General features: G+C 61.0%; 17 protein-coding genes. 11 read left to right on the top strand and 6 right to left on the bottom strand.

Annotation, left to right across the window (positions count from 1 at the left end; all coding sequences use genetic code 11):
• Positions 1 to 86: 86 nt before the first annotated feature.
• Entirely contained in the window at positions 87 to 1,679 is a 1,593-nt protein-coding gene (locus ACWHXD_RS30395) for an ABC transporter substrate-binding protein (RefSeq protein WP_138761999.1), read from the bottom strand.
• 457 nt (positions 1,680 to 2,136) lie between these two features.
• On the opposite strand from ACWHXD_RS30395, the gene rpmB reads away from it, so the two are divergent.
• Both rpmB and rpmG read left to right on the top strand, forming a co-directional pair.
• Positions 2,137 to 2,370, top strand: coding sequence for a 50S ribosomal protein L28 (gene rpmB, locus ACWHXD_RS30390; RefSeq protein WP_003176907.1), 234 nt, complete (start codon positions 2,137 to 2,139; stop codon positions 2,368 to 2,370).
• A gap of 11 nt (positions 2,371 to 2,381) precedes the next feature.
• A complete protein-coding gene (gene rpmG, locus ACWHXD_RS30385; RefSeq protein ID WP_003176906.1) occupies positions 2,382 to 2,537 on the top strand; it encodes a 50S ribosomal protein L33 in 156 nt (51 codons plus the stop codon).
• A 149-nt stretch (positions 2,538 to 2,686) separates the two neighbouring features.
• Here rpmG and ACWHXD_RS30380 read toward each other — a convergent pair whose 3' ends face one another.
• Entirely contained in the window at positions 2,687 to 3,049 is a 363-nt protein-coding gene (locus ACWHXD_RS30380; RefSeq protein WP_014720478.1) for a cupin domain-containing protein, read from the bottom strand.
• Positions 3,050 to 3,279: 230 nt separating this feature from the next.
• On the opposite strand from ACWHXD_RS30380, the gene ACWHXD_RS30375 reads away from it, so the two are divergent.
• Positions 3,280 to 4,773 carry an aldehyde dehydrogenase gene (locus ACWHXD_RS30375; protein ID WP_003195472.1) on the top strand — a complete coding sequence of 498 codons (1,494 nt, stop codon included), beginning with the start codon at positions 3,280 to 3,282 and terminating at the stop codon, positions 4,771 to 4,773.
• A gap of 159 nt (positions 4,774 to 4,932) precedes the next feature.
• On the top strand, positions 4,933 to 6,075 hold the full coding sequence (locus ACWHXD_RS30370) for an MFS transporter (RefSeq protein ID WP_138762000.1): 1,143 nt from the start codon (positions 4,933 to 4,935) through the stop codon (positions 6,073 to 6,075).
• A 125-nt stretch (positions 6,076 to 6,200) separates the two neighbouring features.
• On the opposite strand, the gene ACWHXD_RS30365 is transcribed toward ACWHXD_RS30370, so the two are convergent.
• Both ACWHXD_RS30365 and ACWHXD_RS30360 read right to left on the bottom strand, forming a co-directional pair.
• Complete coding sequence (locus tag ACWHXD_RS30365) at positions 6,201 to 7,769, bottom strand: phospholipase D family protein (RefSeq protein ID WP_138762001.1); 1,569 nt, start codon at positions 7,767 to 7,769, stop codon at positions 6,201 to 6,203.
• A 61-nt stretch (positions 7,770 to 7,830) separates the two neighbouring features.
• Positions 7,831 to 9,255: an aminotransferase-like domain-containing protein gene (locus ACWHXD_RS30360; RefSeq protein WP_138762002.1), complete on the bottom strand. Its 1,425-nt coding sequence runs from the start codon at positions 9,253 to 9,255 to the stop codon at positions 7,831 to 7,833.
• A 166-nt stretch (positions 9,256 to 9,421) separates the two neighbouring features.
• On the opposite strand from ACWHXD_RS30360, the gene ACWHXD_RS30355 reads away from it, so the two are divergent.
• Positions 9,422 to 9,646: a DUF1127 domain-containing protein gene (locus ACWHXD_RS30355; RefSeq protein WP_032894543.1), complete on the top strand. Its 225-nt coding sequence runs from the start codon at positions 9,422 to 9,424 to the stop codon at positions 9,644 to 9,646.
• On the opposite strand, the gene ACWHXD_RS30350 is transcribed toward ACWHXD_RS30355, so the two are convergent.
• On the bottom strand, positions 9,647 to 10,939 hold the full coding sequence (locus ACWHXD_RS30350) for an NAD(P)/FAD-dependent oxidoreductase (protein ID WP_138762003.1): 1,293 nt from the start codon (positions 10,937 to 10,939) through the stop codon (positions 9,647 to 9,649). It lies immediately after the preceding gene.
• 114 nt (positions 10,940 to 11,053) lie between these two features.
• Here ACWHXD_RS30350 and ACWHXD_RS30345 point away from each other — a divergent pair, with 114 nt between their 5' ends.
• Positions 11,054 to 11,407 (top strand): YkgJ family cysteine cluster protein, encoded by a 354-nt coding sequence (locus tag ACWHXD_RS30345; protein WP_003195461.1) that lies wholly within the window; start codon positions 11,054 to 11,056, stop codon positions 11,405 to 11,407.
• A gap of 132 nt (positions 11,408 to 11,539) precedes the next feature.
• Here the strand turns inward: ACWHXD_RS30345 and ACWHXD_RS30340 are convergent, their stop codons facing one another.
• A complete protein-coding gene (locus tag ACWHXD_RS30340; RefSeq protein ID WP_003176896.1) occupies positions 11,540 to 12,028 on the bottom strand; it encodes an Lrp/AsnC ligand binding domain-containing protein in 489 nt (162 codons plus the stop codon).
• Between the two features lie 156 nt (positions 12,029 to 12,184).
• Here ACWHXD_RS30340 and dadA point away from each other — a divergent pair, with 156 nt between their 5' ends.
• From dadA to ACWHXD_RS30315, 5 genes are all read left to right on the top strand, one after another.
• Complete coding sequence (dadA, locus tag ACWHXD_RS30335; RefSeq protein WP_003195458.1) at positions 12,185 to 13,486, top strand: D-amino acid dehydrogenase; 1,302 nt, start codon at positions 12,185 to 12,187, stop codon at positions 13,484 to 13,486.
• Positions 13,458 to 13,811, top strand: coding sequence for a RidA family protein (locus tag ACWHXD_RS30330; protein WP_032894546.1), 354 nt, complete (start codon positions 13,458 to 13,460; stop codon positions 13,809 to 13,811). Before dadA ends, ACWHXD_RS30330 begins: the two co-directional genes overlap by 29 nt.
• A gap of 77 nt (positions 13,812 to 13,888) precedes the next feature.
• Positions 13,889 to 14,962, top strand: coding sequence for an alanine racemase (alr, locus tag ACWHXD_RS30325; protein ID WP_032894547.1), 1,074 nt, complete (start codon positions 13,889 to 13,891; stop codon positions 14,960 to 14,962).
• Between the two features lie 116 nt (positions 14,963 to 15,078).
• Positions 15,079 to 15,627, top strand: coding sequence for a cupin domain-containing protein (locus ACWHXD_RS30320; protein WP_032894548.1), 549 nt, complete (start codon positions 15,079 to 15,081; stop codon positions 15,625 to 15,627).
• Positions 15,628 to 15,809: 182 nt separating this feature from the next.
• Positions 15,810 to 16,223, top strand: coding sequence for a c-type cytochrome (locus ACWHXD_RS30315; RefSeq protein ID WP_032894549.1), 414 nt, complete (start codon positions 15,810 to 15,812; stop codon positions 16,221 to 16,223).
• Positions 16,224 to 16,314: the final 91 nt, after the last annotated feature.

Here is a 16,314-nt window from a genome sequence, read left to right as displayed (position 1 = left end):
AAACCTGAGAACCCCGCGGGGCGTCAGGCTTGCCGCGTCATCGTTGGCGATTTTCGCGAGCAAGCTCGCTCCTACAGGTGGGGGGCTTAGGGCTTGAGGCTGACCTTCGAGTAGTCCTGGCGGCCGAACGGGCTTACCTGGTACCCGTCGATGTTCTTGCGGGTCAAGGCAAACGCTGTCGGATGCGCCAGCGGTAACCACAGCGCTTGTTGCTGGATCTGCGCCTGGGCCTGTTGATACAGCTTGCTGCGCACACCTTGCTCGCTGGTGGTTTTGCCGGCACTGATCAACTTATCCAGGGTGGGGTCGCAATAGCGGGCGAAGTTGGTGCCGGACTTTACAGCGGCGCAGGAGAACTGCGGCGTCAGGAAGTTATCCGGGTCGCCGTTGTCGCCGGCCCAGCCCATGAACAGCAAGTCGTGCTCGCCGGCTTTGGCGCGGCGGATCAACTCGCCCCATTCGATCACGCGAATCTCGGCCTGGATGCCCACCTTGGCCAGGTCGGCCTGCAACAGTTGGGCGCCGAGGTTCGGGTTGGGGTTGAGCAGGCTGCCGGTAGGGCGGGTCCATATCGTGGTTTTGAAGCCGTCCTTGAGCCCGGCGCGGCCCAGCAGCGCCTTGGCTTTGGCGAGGTCCTGCGGGTAGCCTGGCAACTCTTTGGCATAGCTCCAAGTGTTCGGCGGGTAGACACCATTGGCCGCTTCGGCGGTGCCTTCGAACACGGCCTTGAGGTAGCTGCCCTTATCAAAGGCCAGGTTGATTGCCTGGCGTACTTCGGGCTTGTCCAGCGGCGGGTGCTGGCTGTTGATGGCGACGAATGCGGTCATGAAGGCGGCGGTTTTTTCCACCTTCAGCGCCGGGTCTTTTTCGGCCTCGCTCACATCCAGGGGCTTGGGTGACAGGGCGATCTGGCATTCATCGCGGTGCAGCTTCTGCAGGCGCACGTTGGCGTCCGGGGTGATGGCGAAAATCAGGTTATCCACCGCCGGTTTGCCGGCGAAGTAGTCCGGGTTGGCCTTGTAACGCACCACGGCGTCTTTCTGGAAACGCACGAACACAAACGGGCCGGTACCGATGGGCTGGCTGTTGAGCTTCTCGGGTGTGCCGGCCTTGAGCAATTTGTCGGCATATTCGGCCGGGTAGATCGAGGCAAAGCCCATGCTCAGCGCCGGCAGGAAGGTGGAGTCGGCGTGGTCGAGGGTGAAGCGCACCGTCAGCGGGTCAAGGGCGTCGATTTTCTTGACCAGTGTGGGCAATTGCAGGGATTGGGCGTGAGGAAAGCCGCTCTGGGCGATCTTGTGCCACGGGTTGGCCGGGTCGAGCATGCGCTCGAAGCTGAAGCGTACGTCTTCGGCGGTCAAGGTGCGGCTTGGGCTGAAATAGCTGGTGCGATGGAATTTCACATCGGGGTGCAGCTTGAAGGTGTACGTCAGCCCATCGGGCGATACTTCCCAGCTGTCTGCAAGGCTGGGTACCAACTTGCCACTGGCCGCGTCGAATTCCACCAAACGGTTCATCAGCACATCGGCCGAGGCGTTGGTGGTGGTCAGCGAATTGTACTGCACCACATCGAACCCTTCGGGGCTGGCCTCGGTGCAAACGCTCAAATTGGTGGCCGCAACGGCCACTGGCGCAATAAAGAGAGGGGCAAGCAATAGGGGTAGGGCAGCGAGGCGCATATTCGGTTTCCTGTGCAGATCGAAGGCCCATCTGCGAGTGCAGTCTGGAAAAAGCCTACCGTAGAGGTCTGATTGATAAATGACTAGCCCATTTTTGCCTGTGCTTTTGGCGCAAATGCTGTTTTGATGGCGCCTGCGCGTGTTGCGCCGTGCACTTCCCTGTGACCGCAGGCGTGGTAAATCATTCTGTGCGACGAGCGGTCGGCTGTTACAGCGGCCCCTCCTGGCAGCGGTTCAGGCACTTGCGGCCGAGATTTACGTTGCTAAAAATACACAGGTTGTTGTTGCACTGGGGTCTTTCTGGTATAAAGCAGCGCTCTTTTCTAGGGGCCCGGTTCCTTCACTGTAGGTGTAGCCGGTAAGACCCTAAAGAAACGCGGCGCCTGGCGCCAAATGACTGAGAGATTAAGCGGCCAACCCATGCCGGGTTGGGCATGTGGTTTTAGAGGGCTGAGGCATGTCGAGAGTCTGTCAAGTTACCGGTAAGGGTCCGGTGACTGGGAATAACATTTCCCACGCAAATAACAAAACCCGTCGTCGTTTCCTGCCGAACCTGCAGCATCACCGCTTCTGGGTTGAAGAAGAGAAACGTTTTGTTCGCCTGCGTGTATCTGCTAAAGGCATGCGTATTATCGACAAGCGTGGCATCACTGTCGTGCTGGCCGAAATCCGTGCCGCTGGCAAGATCTAAGGAGCTCTATCATGCGTGAATTGATTCGAATGATCTCTAGCGCCGGTACTGGTCACTTCTACACTACCGACAAGAACAAGCGTACTACCCCGGACAAGCTCGAAAAGAAAATGTTCGACCCGCGCGTTCGCAAGCACGTGATCTACAAAGAAGGCAAAATCAAGTAATTGATTTTCTTCCTTGTGAAAAAAAGCCCGTATCTCACGATGCGGGCTTTTTTTTGCCTGATCGTTCCCACGCTCTGCTGATCGTTCCCACGCTCTGCGTGGGAATGCCCTCTCGGACGCTCAGCGTCCCGCTGTCGATCAATCAATGATCAGGCTTTCTCTTCAAACACCACATAGATCTTGCGGCACGCTTCCAGCACTTCCCAGGTACCGCTGAAACCGGCAGGGATCACAAAGCGGTCGCCGGCCCGCAGGGTCTTGGCATTCCCCTCGGCATCGCGCAACACCGACACGCCTTGCACGATCTCGCAGTACTCATGCTCGGTGTAGTTGACCTTCCACTGGCCCACTTCACCTTCCCAGACGCCAGCGTTCATCTGGCCGCATGGGCTGTTGTAGTGGTTGTAGAGTGTCTGCTCGGGATCGCCCTTGAGGATTTTCTCGGCGGCAGGGCGGTAACGTTCGGGGGCGGTGTTGGCTTGGCTGAAATCGACGATGTCCTGGATGCTCATGTGCATTTCCCGTCTGGCCTGCGGTTGGAGAGCCCAAAGTCTATGTTTATTAAAATGAACATCGCAAGGGCGTTTGCCACCGTTATGTCAAATATATTGAAACATCCCCAGCCGCTGGTTTAGGGTGGCAGCTGCCTTGAGCCGAACCGCAGGCTGGTCGGGCAAGCATTCGTGATGGCGCCGGGATAAACCTCCCAGGCCCTTGTATTCAATAAGAGGAGGACACTCGCATGACCACCCTGACCCGTGCCGACTGGGAACAACGCGCCAAGGCTCTGAAGATCGAAGGCCGCGCCTATATCAATGGCGAGTACACCGCCGCCGTTTCCGGCGATACCTTCGAATGCATCAGCCCGGTGGATGGGCGCTTGCTGGCCACTGTCGCCAGCTGTGATGCCAGCGACGCCCAGCGCGCCGTAGAAAATGCGCGTGCCACTTTCAATTCCGGCGTGTGGTCGCGCCTGGCGCCGGCCAAGCGCAAGTCCGTCATGATCCGTTTCGCCGCGCTGCTCAAGGCTAACGCCGAAGAGCTGGCGCTGCTCGAAACCCTGGATATGGGCAAGCCCATCAGCGATTCCCTGAACATCGACGTCCCCGGCGCGGCGCAAGCCCTGAGCTGGAGCGGCGAGGCGATCGACAAGATCTACGACGAAGTCGCCGCCACGCCTCACGATCAATTGGGCCTGGTGACCCGCGAGCCCGTCGGCGTCGTGGGCGCCATCGTGCCGTGGAACTTCCCGCTGATGATGGCCTGCTGGAAACTCGGCCCGGCGCTGTCCACCGGTAACTCTGTCATCCTGAAGCCGTCCGAAAAATCCCCGCTGACTGCCATCCGCATTGCCGCGCTGGCCGTAGAGGCCGGTATTCCAAAAGGCGTGTTCAACGTGCTGCCTGGCTATGGCCACACCGTGGGTAACGCCCTGGCGGTGCATATGGACGTCGACACCCTGGTGTTCACAGGCTCCACCAAGATCGCCAAGCAACTGTTGATCCGCTCCGGCGAGTCGAACATGAAGCGTGTCTGGCTGGAAGCCGGTGGCAAGAGCCCGAACATCGTCTTTGCCGATGCGCCGAACCTGCAAGCGGCCGCCGAATCCGCCGCCAGCGCCATTGCCTTCAACCAGGGCGAAGTCTGCACCGCCGGCTCGCGTCTGCTGGTCGAGCGTTCGATCAAGGACACCTTCCTGCCGCTGGTGATCGAGGCCCTCAAGGGCTGGAAGCCCGGCAACCCGCTGGACCCAGCCACCACTGTGGGGGCCTTGGTGGATACGCAGCAAATGAACACCGTGCTGTCGTACATTGAAGCCGGCCACGCCGATGGCGCCAAGCTGGTCGCAGGTGGCAAGCGCACCCTGGAAGAGTCCGGCGGCACCTACGTCGAGCCGACGATTTTCGACGGCGTGACCAATGCCATGAAGATCGCCCAGGAAGAGATCTTTGGCCCAGTCCTGTCGGTGATTACTTTCGACAGCGCCGAAGAAGCCATCGCCATTGCCAACGACACCCAATACGGCCTGGCCGCAGCGGTGTGGACGGCGGATATCTCCAAGGCGCACCTGACGGCCAAGGCTCTGCGTGCCGGTAGCGTGTGGGTTAACCAGTACGATGGTGGTGACATGACCGCACCGTTCGGTGGTTTCAAGCAGTCGGGTAATGGCCGCGACAAGTCGCTGCATGCGTTCGACAAGTACACCGAACTGAAAGCGACCTGGATCAAGCTCTAAGCAACACCGCTGATCCCCCTGTAGGAGCGAGCTTGCTCGCGAAGAACCTGAAGGCGCCGCGTTTATCCAGCATGAACGCGTCATCGTTAACGTTTTTCGCGAGCAAGCTCGCTCCTACAGTTCGTTTTGCAAACCAGAATTATCCACAGGAGCGTGGCAATGCGTTGGGCGACTTATTTCGCCGTGCTGGCCTCGGTACTCAGCGTTGGCCTGGCCCTGGGTGTCAGCATGCCGTTGGTATCCCTGCGTCTTGAAGGCTGGGGTTATGGCAGTTTCGCCATTGGCGTGATGGCGGCGATGCCGGCGTTCGGCGTGCTGCTGGGGGCCAAGGTATCCAGCCGTATGGCGTCCTGGCTCGGCACTGCCAACCTGATGCGCCTGTGCCTGTGGGCCGGTGCGGTGTCCATCGGCTTGCTGGCGATCCTGCCCAGCTACCCGGTGTGGCTGGTGCTCAGGCTGATGATCGGGGTGATCCTGACCATCGTCTTCATCCTTGGCGAAAGCTGGATCAACCAGTTGGTGGTCGAACAGTGGCGTGGCCGGCTGGTGGCGCTGTATGGCTGCAGCTACGCCTTGAGCCAGCTCTCGGGGCCGTTGCTGCTGGGCCTGATTGGCACCGACCATGACTACGGCTTCTGGGTTGGCGCGGGCCTTTTGGTGGTGGCGCCGCTGCTGTTGCTGGGACGCACCGGGGCGCCGACGGCGGACTCGTTCAGCGTGACGTTTGGCGACCTGTGGCGCTTTTGCCTGGGCCTGCCAGCGATTGCCTGGGCCGTGGCGTTGTTTGCTGCCTTCGAAGCGATGATCCTGACGCTGTTGCCGGTGTACTGCCTGCAACAGGGCTTTACCGCCGAGATCGCCTTGGCGATGGTCAGCACGGTGGTGGTGGGTGATGCGTTGCTGCAATTGCCCATTGGCGCACTGGCCGACTACCTGCCGCGACGGACCCTGTTCCTGGCCTGTGCGCTGCTGTTGCTGGCGTCGAGCCTGGCGGTGCCGTTATTGATGCACACCGTGCTGATCTGGCCGGTGTGGGTGCTGTTCGGCGCGAGTGCCGGCGGATTGTTCACCTTGTCGCTGATTTTGATTGGCGAGCGCTACCGCGACGATGCGTTGGTGCGTGCCAACGCTCATGTGGCGCAGCTGTGGGGCATTGGCTGCCTGATCGGGCCGCTGGTGGCGGGAGCGGGCAGCCAGTGGATCAATGGGCATGCGCTGCCGCTGCTGATGGCGGCGGGGGCGTTAGGGTTGGTGGTGCTATTGCTGCGCCAAGGGGCATTCGGTGTCACACAGCCCGCCTGACCTCAAAATGTAATCTATTGTAGGAGCGAGCTTGCTCGCGAAAAACCGGAGGACGCCGCGTTAAACCAGATGCGCTGCGTTATCGTTGACGTTTTTCGCGAGCAAGCTCGCTCCTACAGGGTTTTTTAGAGCATGCGTTCCAGGCCAACACTGGTGGCGAACCAGGCATTGAACCGCCGCCACCAACTGCCCGGTTCGCGGGTCAGGGTGTGCATCTGGCCGTTGTCTTCTGTCACCCACACCAACTGGCCGTCCTGCAGTTTGGCCTCATAGCTCAACGCTGGCGCCATACCTTCCAGAGCCAAGTTGCGTACGTGTTCGGCCAGCTCGGGGCTGTCCACCAGTACGCCGACTTCGGTGTTCCACAACACTGAGCGCGGGTCGAAATTGAATGAGCCGATAAACGACTTTTCTCGATCAAAAATCATCGCCTTGCTGTGCAGGCTGGAGTCCGAGCCGCGCCAGCTGCCATGCCGAAACAGGCGCGGGCCGCTGCTTGCGCTGGGGTCGCCGGGTTGCCTGCGCAGTTCATAGAGCTTCACTCCGTGCTCCAGCAACGCCTTGCGATACGGTGCGTAACCACCATGCACGGCCGGCACGTCGGTGGCTTCGAGGGCGTTGGTCAGCAGGCGCACCGAAACACCCGCATCGGCGCGCCCTGTGAGGTAGACCAGCCCAGGTTGGCCCGGCACGAAGTAAGCCGAAATCATGATCAGCTCATGGCTGACCCCCGCGAGCTCTGGCGCCAGCTGAGTGGTCAGCAGCAGTCGCGGGTCGGGGTCGGCCTTGGCCAGTACCTTGCTCGGTGCGTCCCACAGCGCCTGGTTCCAGGCCCAGATCAACTCGCGGCGCCAGATGTCCATGCGGGGTTGGGTCTGGTACGTGCGCAGGCGGTTATACAGCGCGTGGTTCTGCTGACGGGACTGGGCCAGTGAGGCCTCAAGGCGCCCACGGGCGACGGCGAGGTCGACCTTGGAGGGTTTGTTCGAGACAAAGTCATCGATCGGCTTGCTCAGGGCGCTGTTCCAGTATTGGTCGAAGCTGTGACCCAATTGCTCGGCCACCGGCCCCACGCTGAGCATGTCGATGTCGGTGAAATTCAGATTCGGTTCGGCGTCGAAATACTCGTCGCCGAGGTTGCGCCCGCCCACGATGGCCACGCTGTTATCGGCCAGCCACAGTTTGTTATGCATGCGCCGGTGTTGCAGTGACAGGTTGAATACCCGGCCCATGGCGCGTGTAACGCCGGTGCTGCGCCCTAGGTGCAGCGGGTTGAACAGGCGTATCTGCACCTTGGGGTGGGCGGCAAGGGTGGCGATGATCTGGTCGAGGCCATCGCTGGTGGTGTCGTCCAACAGAATGCGCACGCGCACCCCGCGGTCGGCGGCTTTGAGCAGTTCGTCCACGAGCATGCGTGTGCTGATGCCGTCGTGCACGATGTAGTACTGCAAGTCGAGGCTGGTCTGGGCGTTGCGGATCAACTCGGCGCGGGCCATGAAGGCCTCACTGCTGTTGGGCAGCAAGCGAAAGCCCGAGCGCCCTTGGTGGGGGGCGGCCTGGGCCTGGATCGAGCGACCGAACGAGGAGTCCTGCGCGGGCAGGGCATCGCTGGGGATGCGCGGGGTGTCGACCGTGGCGCAGCCGCCCAGGGCCAGGATGCCCAGCAGGCAAAACGGTAAAAGCCGTCGAATCATCAAGGAAACTGCTTCCAGGTCAGGGCGGTTGTGGCATATGACGGCAATTGCGTGGGAAAGGTCAGTCCGCCGTCTCTTCCAGCATCTTGCCAGCGGCTGCCCCCACCTTGCGCACGGCCTCTTCAATCTGCGGCGTTGGCTTGGCAGCGTAATTCATGCGCAAGCAGTTACGGTACTTGCCGGAGGCGGAGAAGATACTGCCCACCGCCACCTGTACGCCTTGTTCCAACAGCACGCGGTTGAGCTTCAAGGTGTCGAACCCTTCAGGCAGTTCGATCCACAGCATGAAGCTGCCCTGGGGCCGGCTGGCGCGCGTGCCAGCGGGGAAATAACGGCTGACCCAATCAAGCATCAAGTCGCGATTACGCTGGTATTGGGCGCGCATCCTGCGTAAATGCGGCTCGAAATGCCCGCCTTTGAGGAATTCGGCAATCGCAATCTGCGGCTGCGTGGCCGTAGAACCGGTGCTGATGTATTTCATGTGCAGCACCCGTTCCAGGTAGCGTCCCGGTGCGACCCAACCAATGCGCAGGCCGGGCGCCAGGGTTTTGGAGAAGGAGCTGCACAGCAGCACACGGCCGTCTTCATCGAAGGATTTAATGGTGCGCGGGCGCGGGTAGCTGTAGGCCAGTTCGCCATACACATCGTCTTCGATAATCGCCACGTCAAAGCGCTGGGCCAGGGTCAGCAAGGCGCGTTTGCGCGCTTCAGGCATGATGTATCCCAAGGGGTTGTTGCAGTTTGGGGTGAGCTGGATGACTTTGATCGGCCACTGTTCCAGCGCCAGCTCCAGGGCCTCCAGGCTGATGCCGGTGAGCGGGTCGGTGGGGATTTCCAGGGCTTTCATACCCAGGCCCTTGAGGGTCTGCATGGCGCCGTGGAAGCTGGGGGAATCCACCGCGACGATATCGCCGGGCTCACAAATCGCGTGAATGCTGGCGGAGAGGGCTTCGTGGCAACCGGTGGTGATCACGATGTCTTCGGCGCTCAGTTGGCAGCCGGAATCCAATGACAGCCGGGCGATTTGCTCACGCAGTTCCATACAGCCGAGGATGTTGTCGTAATACAGCCCCGGCAGGTCTTGGCGGCGGCTGACACGGGCGAGGCTACGCAGCAGCGGCTTCAAGGTGGGTGACAGTACATCTGGCATGCCGCGGCCCATCTGTATGACGTCTTTGCGCGGCACTGCGCGAATCAGTTCCAGCACCAGGTCCCACTGGGAGATTTCCACTGGCCGTTGGGCCGGGCGGCCTATCTCGGGCAGCGCCGGCAGTTCACGGCCCACCGGCACAAAATAGCCCGACTTGGGCTTGGGCGTCGCCAGGCCGTTGTCTTCCAGCAACCGATACGCTTGCTGCACGGTGCTCAGGCTCACCCCATGTTCCACACTCAAGGCTCGCACTGAAGGCAGCCGATCGCCCGGCCGATAGAAGCCCTGTTCGATGCGGGTGCCGAGCAATTCGGCGAGGTTGACGTAAAGGGTCATGGTGCTCACTCCCGAGGGACCAGTACAGATAGGGGCAAAATACAGGATTCAGCCACGCAGAGGGAGTATCTGTATGGGTTTAATAAAAGTTGGCTGAATCTGTCATGGTTCTGGCCGCCCGCGCATGCTGGTCACTCAAGGCAACAGGCCAATGAGGGGCAGTCAAATGAGCGGCATGAGCGATGTACGGCTGGCGTTACGCAGTCAGGAACTGGAAGCGGGGCAGGAGCAGGTGATCACTGCCCCGGCGCCTGGCCGCTGGAGTCTGTTCTGGCGCCGTCGTCATACGCGCAAGGCCCTGCTGGACCTGAGCCGCGAGCAGTTACGCGACATTGGGCTGACCGCCGAGCAGGCGCGCCGTGAGGGCTTGAAACCCTTCTGGCGCGATTGATCAGAGCAGTTCTTTGAGGCGGTGCCAGAGCATTCCCAGGGCCAGCAGCGGCGAACGCAGGTGTTTACCACCGGGGAAAGTGATGTGTGGCACTTGGGCGAACAGATCGAAGCGCCCCTGTTGCTGGCCGCTGATGGCCTCGGCCAGCAGCTTGCCCGCCAGGTGCGTGGCGTTGAGGCCATGGCCGGCATAGGCCTGGGCGTAATACACGTTGGGTTGATCGGGCAGGCGGCCAATCTGCGGCAGGCGGTTGGCGCCGATGCCGATCATGCCGCCCCATTGGAAGTCGATTTTCACGTCAGCCAATTGGGGGAATACCTGCAGCATCTTCGGCCGCATGTAGGCGCCGATATCCTTGGGGTCTCGACCGGAGTAGTGGCAGGCGCCGCCGAACAACAGGCGACGGTCGGCGGACAGGCGGAAGTAATCCACCGTCACGCGCTGGTCACACACCGCCATGTTCTGCGGCAACAGGCTGGTGGCCTGCGCTTGGCTCAAGGGCTCGGTGGCAATGATGTAGCTGCCGGCGGGCAGCACCTTGCCGCTCAGTTGCGGGTTGAGACCGTTCAGGTAAGCGTTGCAGGCCAGTACCAGGGTCTTGGCGCGCACTGTGCCTTGGGCGGTATGCACCTTGACCTCAGGGCCATAGTCGATGCGGGTCACTTGGGATTGCTCGTACAGCGCCACGCCCAACTGCTGGGCGACGGCAGCCTCACCCAGTGCCAGGTTCAGCGGGTGCAGGTGGCCGGAACCCATGTCGATCATGCCGCCTACATAGCGATCGGAGCCGATGACCGTGCCCATCTCGCTGGCTTGCAACAGGCGCACTTCGTGGCGGTAACCCAGGCTGCGAAGCTCTTCGGCATCTTCGGCCAAGCCTTTCAGGTCGCGGGGTTTGTTGGCCAGGTCGCAGTAGCCCCAGGTCAGGTCACAGGGGATCTGGAAGCGCTCGACACGCTCGCGCACGATCTCCACGGCTTCCAGGCCCATCAGCTTCATCTGGCGCACACCGTCGCTGCCGATCACCTGGGTGAACTGATCCAGCCCGTGGCCGACACCGCGAATCAACTGGCCGCCATTGCGCCCGCTGGCGCCCCAGCCGATCTTGCGCGCTTCCAGCAACACCACGCGAGAGCCGCGCTCGGCCAATTCCAGTGCGGTGTTGAGCCCGGAGAAACCCCCGCCGATCACGCAGACATCGGCGTTCACCTCACCCATCAACGTCGGGTAATCCGGTTGCGGCACGCTGCTGGCGGCGTAGTAGGAAGCGGTGTGCCGGGCGCTGGCGGTCATGGGAACCTCCGTGTCTGGAAAATTTGACGCAGGATACAGTGGTCGCACGACGCTGTCTGCGCGGGGCGTTTTGCGTCAGAATCCACGTCTATTCGCCGTTCGGTATGGGTTTCGATGAGTTGCAACAGTCAGAAAATCAGCGCGCTGCGTCGCCAGATTCCATCGTTCGAGTGCGTCCCGGGTTGCCACGACTGCTGTGGGCCGGTGACCACCTCGCCCGAGGAAATGTCGCGCCTGCCGCGCAAGACCGCCGCCGAGCAAGAGGCGGCGATGGACGAGCTGAACTGCGTGCACCTGGGGCCCAAGGGTTGCACGGTGTATGACGAGCGGCCACTGATCTGTCGCCTGTTCGGCACCACCAAGACCTTGCCGTGCCCCAATGGCCGGCGGCCGGTGGAACTGATTCATCCGCGGGTGGAGAAGCAGATTCATGAGTACATGGCGAGCACCCGGCAGGTGCTGGTCTAGCGGATGTACTCGGTTAAAACTGTGGGAGCTGGCTTGCCTGCGATAGCGGTGGGTCAGCTAGCACCTATGCCTCTGAACCGACGCTATCGCAGGCAAGCCAGCTCCCACATTTGACCGTGTGGTGTCAGTGGGTCAGTCAGGAATCGGCAGGTTCAGGCTCTCTTTCACCTCTTCCATCACGATATAGCTCTTGGATTCGCGCACATGGGGGAGTTTGAGCAGGATATCGCCCAGCAATTTGCGGTACGACGCCATCTCGGAAATGCGCGCTTTCACCAGGTAGTCGAAATCCCCCGACACCAGGTGGCACTCCAGCACATGGGGTAGTTTCAGCACCGCGCGACGAAATTCTTCAAAGGTGTCACCCGACTTGTAATCCAGGCTGATCTCGACAAATACCAGCAAACTTCCCTTCAAATGCTGGGGATTGAGCCGTGCGTTGTAGCCCATGATGATCCCTTCGCGCTCCAGGCGCCGCACGCGTTCGGTACAGGGCGTGGTGGACAGCCCGACCTTTTCCCCCAGCTCCGTGAACGAGATGCGCCCGTCGGTTTGCAGGATGCGCAGGATATTGCGGTCGATCTTGTCCAGCTCCCGCTTGGTCTGGGTGTTGGTACGCATAGGGGATACGCCTCTGTAAAAAGGGTTTTTGCCAAGAATTGTCGCCAAATATAGGCATTTATATAGTGAAATGCACTGCCGATTGTTTTTTACACTGCGCCCATCATTGCTCGAATAACACACGTCAGCGGCCAAGCCCGCGATGAGGATATAAAAATGCGCGTTCTGGTCTTGGGTAGCGGCGTCATTGGGGTGACCAGTGCCTACTATTTGGCGCGGGCCGGCTTCGACGTTGTGGTGGTTGATCGTCAGCCTGCCGCTGCCATGGAAACCAGTTTCGCCAACGCCGGCCAGGTGTCCCCTGGCTACGCCTCGCCATGGGCCGCGCCGGGTGTGCCACTCAAGGCGATCAAGTGGTTGCTGCAACGTCATGCGCCGCTGGCGATCAAGGCCACCGCCGATATCGATCAATACTTGTGGATGGCGCAGATGCTGCGCAACTGCACGGCCAGCCGCTATGCGGTGAACAAGGAGCGCATGGTGCGCCTGTCCGAGTACAGCCGCGACTGCCTCGACGAGCTGCGCGCCGAGACCGGCATTGCCTACGAAGGCCGCAGCCTCGGGACCACCCAATTGTTCCGCACTCAGGCCCAGCTCGACGGCGCCGCCAAGGACATCGCCGTGCTGAAAGAGTCCGGCGTGCCGTTCGAATTGCTCGACCGCGCCGGCATTGCCCGGGTTGAACCGGCCCTGGCCAGCGTCACCGATATCCTCGCTGGTGCCCTGCGCCTGCCCAACGACCAGACGGGCGATTGCCAGATGTTCACCACCCGTCTGGTCGACATGTGCAAACAGTTGGGCGTGGAATTTCGCTTCGAACAAGACATCCAGCGCCTGGACTACGCAGGCGACCGCATCAACGGTGTGCTGATCGACGGCAAGCTGGAAACCGCCGACCGCTATGTCCTGGCCCTCGGCAGTTACTCGCCCAAGCTGCTCAAGCCACTCGGGATCAAGGCACCGGTGTACCCGCTCAAGGGTTATTCGCTGACTGTGCCGATCACCAACCCGGCAATGGCGCCGACCTCGACCATTCTAGATGAGACCTACAAAGTCGCGATCACCCGTTTCGACAACCGCATTCGCGTCGGTGGCATGGCTGAAATAGCCGGTTTTGACCTGTCGCTGAACCCGCGGCGACGCGAAACCCTGGAGATGATCGTCAACGACCTTTATCCTCAGGGCGGCGATCTGGCCCAAGCCAGTTTCTGGACCGGCCTGCGCCCGACCACCCCAGACGGCACACCGATTGTGGGTGCCACGCCCTTCAAGAATCTGTTCCTGAACACAGGCCACGGTACCCTCGGTTGGACCATGGCCTGTGGTTCCGGTCGCTTGCTGGCCGACCTGATGGCGAAAAAAACGCCGCAGATCAGCGCCGCAGGCCTCGATATTTCCCGTTATGGCAACCACCAGGAGTCCGCACAACATGTCAATCCAGCGCCAGCTCACCAATGAGCGCATGAGCCAGATCGTTGTCCACAGCGGTACCGTGTACCTGGCAGGGCAAGTCGGCGACGATATGAGCGCCGGGATTGAACAACAGACCCGTGAAACCCTGGCCAATATCGAGCGTTTGCTGGACCTTGCCGGTACCGACAAGACCAAGTTGCTGTCGGTGACGATCTATCTGAAGGATATCGACGCCGACTTCGCCCTGATGAACGCGGTATGGGACAAATGGCTGCCCAAAGGCGTCGCCCCGGCCCGCGCCACGGTGCAAGCCAAGCTGTGCGAACCCGAGATTCTGGTAGAGCTGTCTGTCGTGGCTGCGCTGCCTTAACAACGATCCCTCTCCCGGTGCCGAGGTTGTTGGTCGGCACCGGTTTTTTTTACTTTGCTGCCTAGAAGCCTGCCGCCATGCGTCCAGCCCGTGCCCTGATCGACCTCCAAGCCCTGCGCCATAACTACCAATTGGCCCGAGAAGTCACCGGGGCCAAGGCCCTTGCTGTCATCAAGGCCGATGCCTACGGCCATGGTGCGGTGCCCGTGGCCCAGGCGCTGGAAGCTGAAGCTGACGGGTTTGCCGTGGCGTGCATCGAGGAAGCGCTGGAACTGCGCGCCGCCGGCATTCGTGCGCCGGTGTTGCTGCTGGAAGGTTTTTTCGAAGCCGACGAGTTGCCGCTGATCATCGAGCAGGATTTGTGGTGCGTGGTGCATTCGTTATGGCAGTTGGAAGCCATCGAACAGGCGCGCCTGAGCAAACCGCTGACGGTGTGGCTCAAGCTGGACTCGGGCATGCACCGTGTGGGCCTGCACCCCAAGGATTACCAGGAGGCGTATCAGCGCCTGCTGGCCAGCGGCAAAGTGGCGAAGATCGTATTGATGAGCCATTTTGCCCGCGCCGATGAGCTCGATTGCGTCAGCAGCAACGAACAAGTAACGGTCTTCGAGGCGGCGCGCCAAGGGCTGGCCGCTGAGGTCAGCCTGCGTAACTCGCCGTCTGTATTGGGCTGGCCAAGCGTGTCCAGCGACTGGGTGCGCCCCGGCATCATGCTGTACGGCGCAACGCCCTTTGGCGAGGACCAGGCCCTCGCTGCGCGCTTGCAGCCGGTGATGACGCTGGAGTCCAAAGTGATCTGCGTGCGCGAATTGCCAGCCGGTGAGCCGGTGGGCTATGGCGCCAGGTTCGTCACGCCCAAGCCGATGCGCGTCGGTGTGGTTGCCATGGGCTATGCGGACGGTTACCCGCGCCATGCGCCGACCGGCACACCGGTGCTGGTGGCTGGCCAGCGCAGCCGGTTGCTGGGGCGCGTGTCCATGGACATGCTGTGTGTCGACCTCACCGACCTGCCCCAAGCGGGCCTTGGTTCCACTGTGGAACTGTGGGGCAAGCACATCCTCGCCAGTGATGTTGCCGTCGCCGCCGAGACCATCCCCTATCAGATTTTCTGCAACCTGCGCCGAGTGCCAAGGCTCTATTGCGGCGCTTAGCCGCCGGCAACGAACCGAGCACGCCGGGATTTAGGCCCAAGTGTTGTAAATACTGAACGCTGTCGCCATGATAACGCTCAATTACAACAAAGCCTGAATCCTAGGAGGCTCCTGCATTGGACGTCGGCGAACGACTGCAATCCATCCGTAAACTCAAAGGTCTTTCCCAGCGTGAGCTCGCCAAGCGTGCGGGTGTCACCAACAGCACCATTTCGATGATCGAGAAAAACAGCGTCAGCCCCTCGATCAGCTCCCTGCGCAAGGTGCTGGGCGGTATCCCCATGTCCATGGTCGAGTTCTTCTCCGAGGAAGTCCTCCAGGAAATACCGACGCAGATCGTCTATAAAGCCAATGAGCTGATCGACATCTCTGACGGTGCCGTCACCATGAAACTGGTGGGCCGGGCGCGCCCGAGCCGGGCCATCGCGTTTCTCACCGAGATCTACCCGCCAGGTGCCGACACGGGCGAAGAAATGCTCACCCATGAAGGCGAGGAAACCGGGATTCTGGTGGAAGGTCGCCTGGAGTTGGTGGTCGGCCTTGAAACTTTTGTGCTCGAGGCGGGCGATAGCTACTACTTTGAAAGTACCAGGCCCCATCGTTTTCGCAATCCGTTCGACGTGCCGGCGCGACTAATCAGCGCAGCCACCCCCGCGAACTTTTAAGAATAGAGGCGCCCTGCCAGCGTTGCAGAGGTTCCCGCAGCTGTACACCGTGAGGCCGAATCTCCCTTTATTTAATAGGGTTGTTTCGGCCGGGCGGGCTAACCGTTATACTTTCGCCGCCTGCGAAACCGTGGCCGCAGGCGTGAATAGCCACCATTGAGGGTGAACGCGTGAACCTAATTATGAAAATGCTGGCTGCACCAGCAACCGTACTGGCCCTATGGGCTGTCAGCGCTCAAGCTGCGACCAATGATGACATTGCCAAGCGCCTGGAGCCTGTGGGCCAGGTTTGCGTCCAGGGCCAGGAATGCAAGGGCATGGAAGTCGTCGCGACTGCGGGCGGCAGCGGCGGTGCGAAAACGCCGGACGATATCATCGCCAAGCACTGTAACGCTTGCCACGGCAGCGGCCTTTTGGGTGCGCCGAAAATTGGCGACACCGCCGCATGGAAAGAACGCGCCGACCATCAAGGTGGCCTCGATGGCATCCTGGCCAAGGCCATCACCGGTATCAACGCCATGCCGCCCAAAGGCACCTGCGCTGACTGCTCGGACGACGACCTCAAGGGTGCGATCAAGAAGATGTCCGGGCTCTAATCGGCCGATCTTCGCCAAAAATGCCGCTTACGAGCGGCTTTTTTGTGCCCGTAATTTAGGTATTGAGGCTGTTCATTGCAGCAAAGACCCG

The sequence above is a fragment of the Pseudomonas fjordensis genome (assembly GCF_976987115.1).
This window is presented reverse-complemented; position numbering and strand designations above follow the sequence as displayed.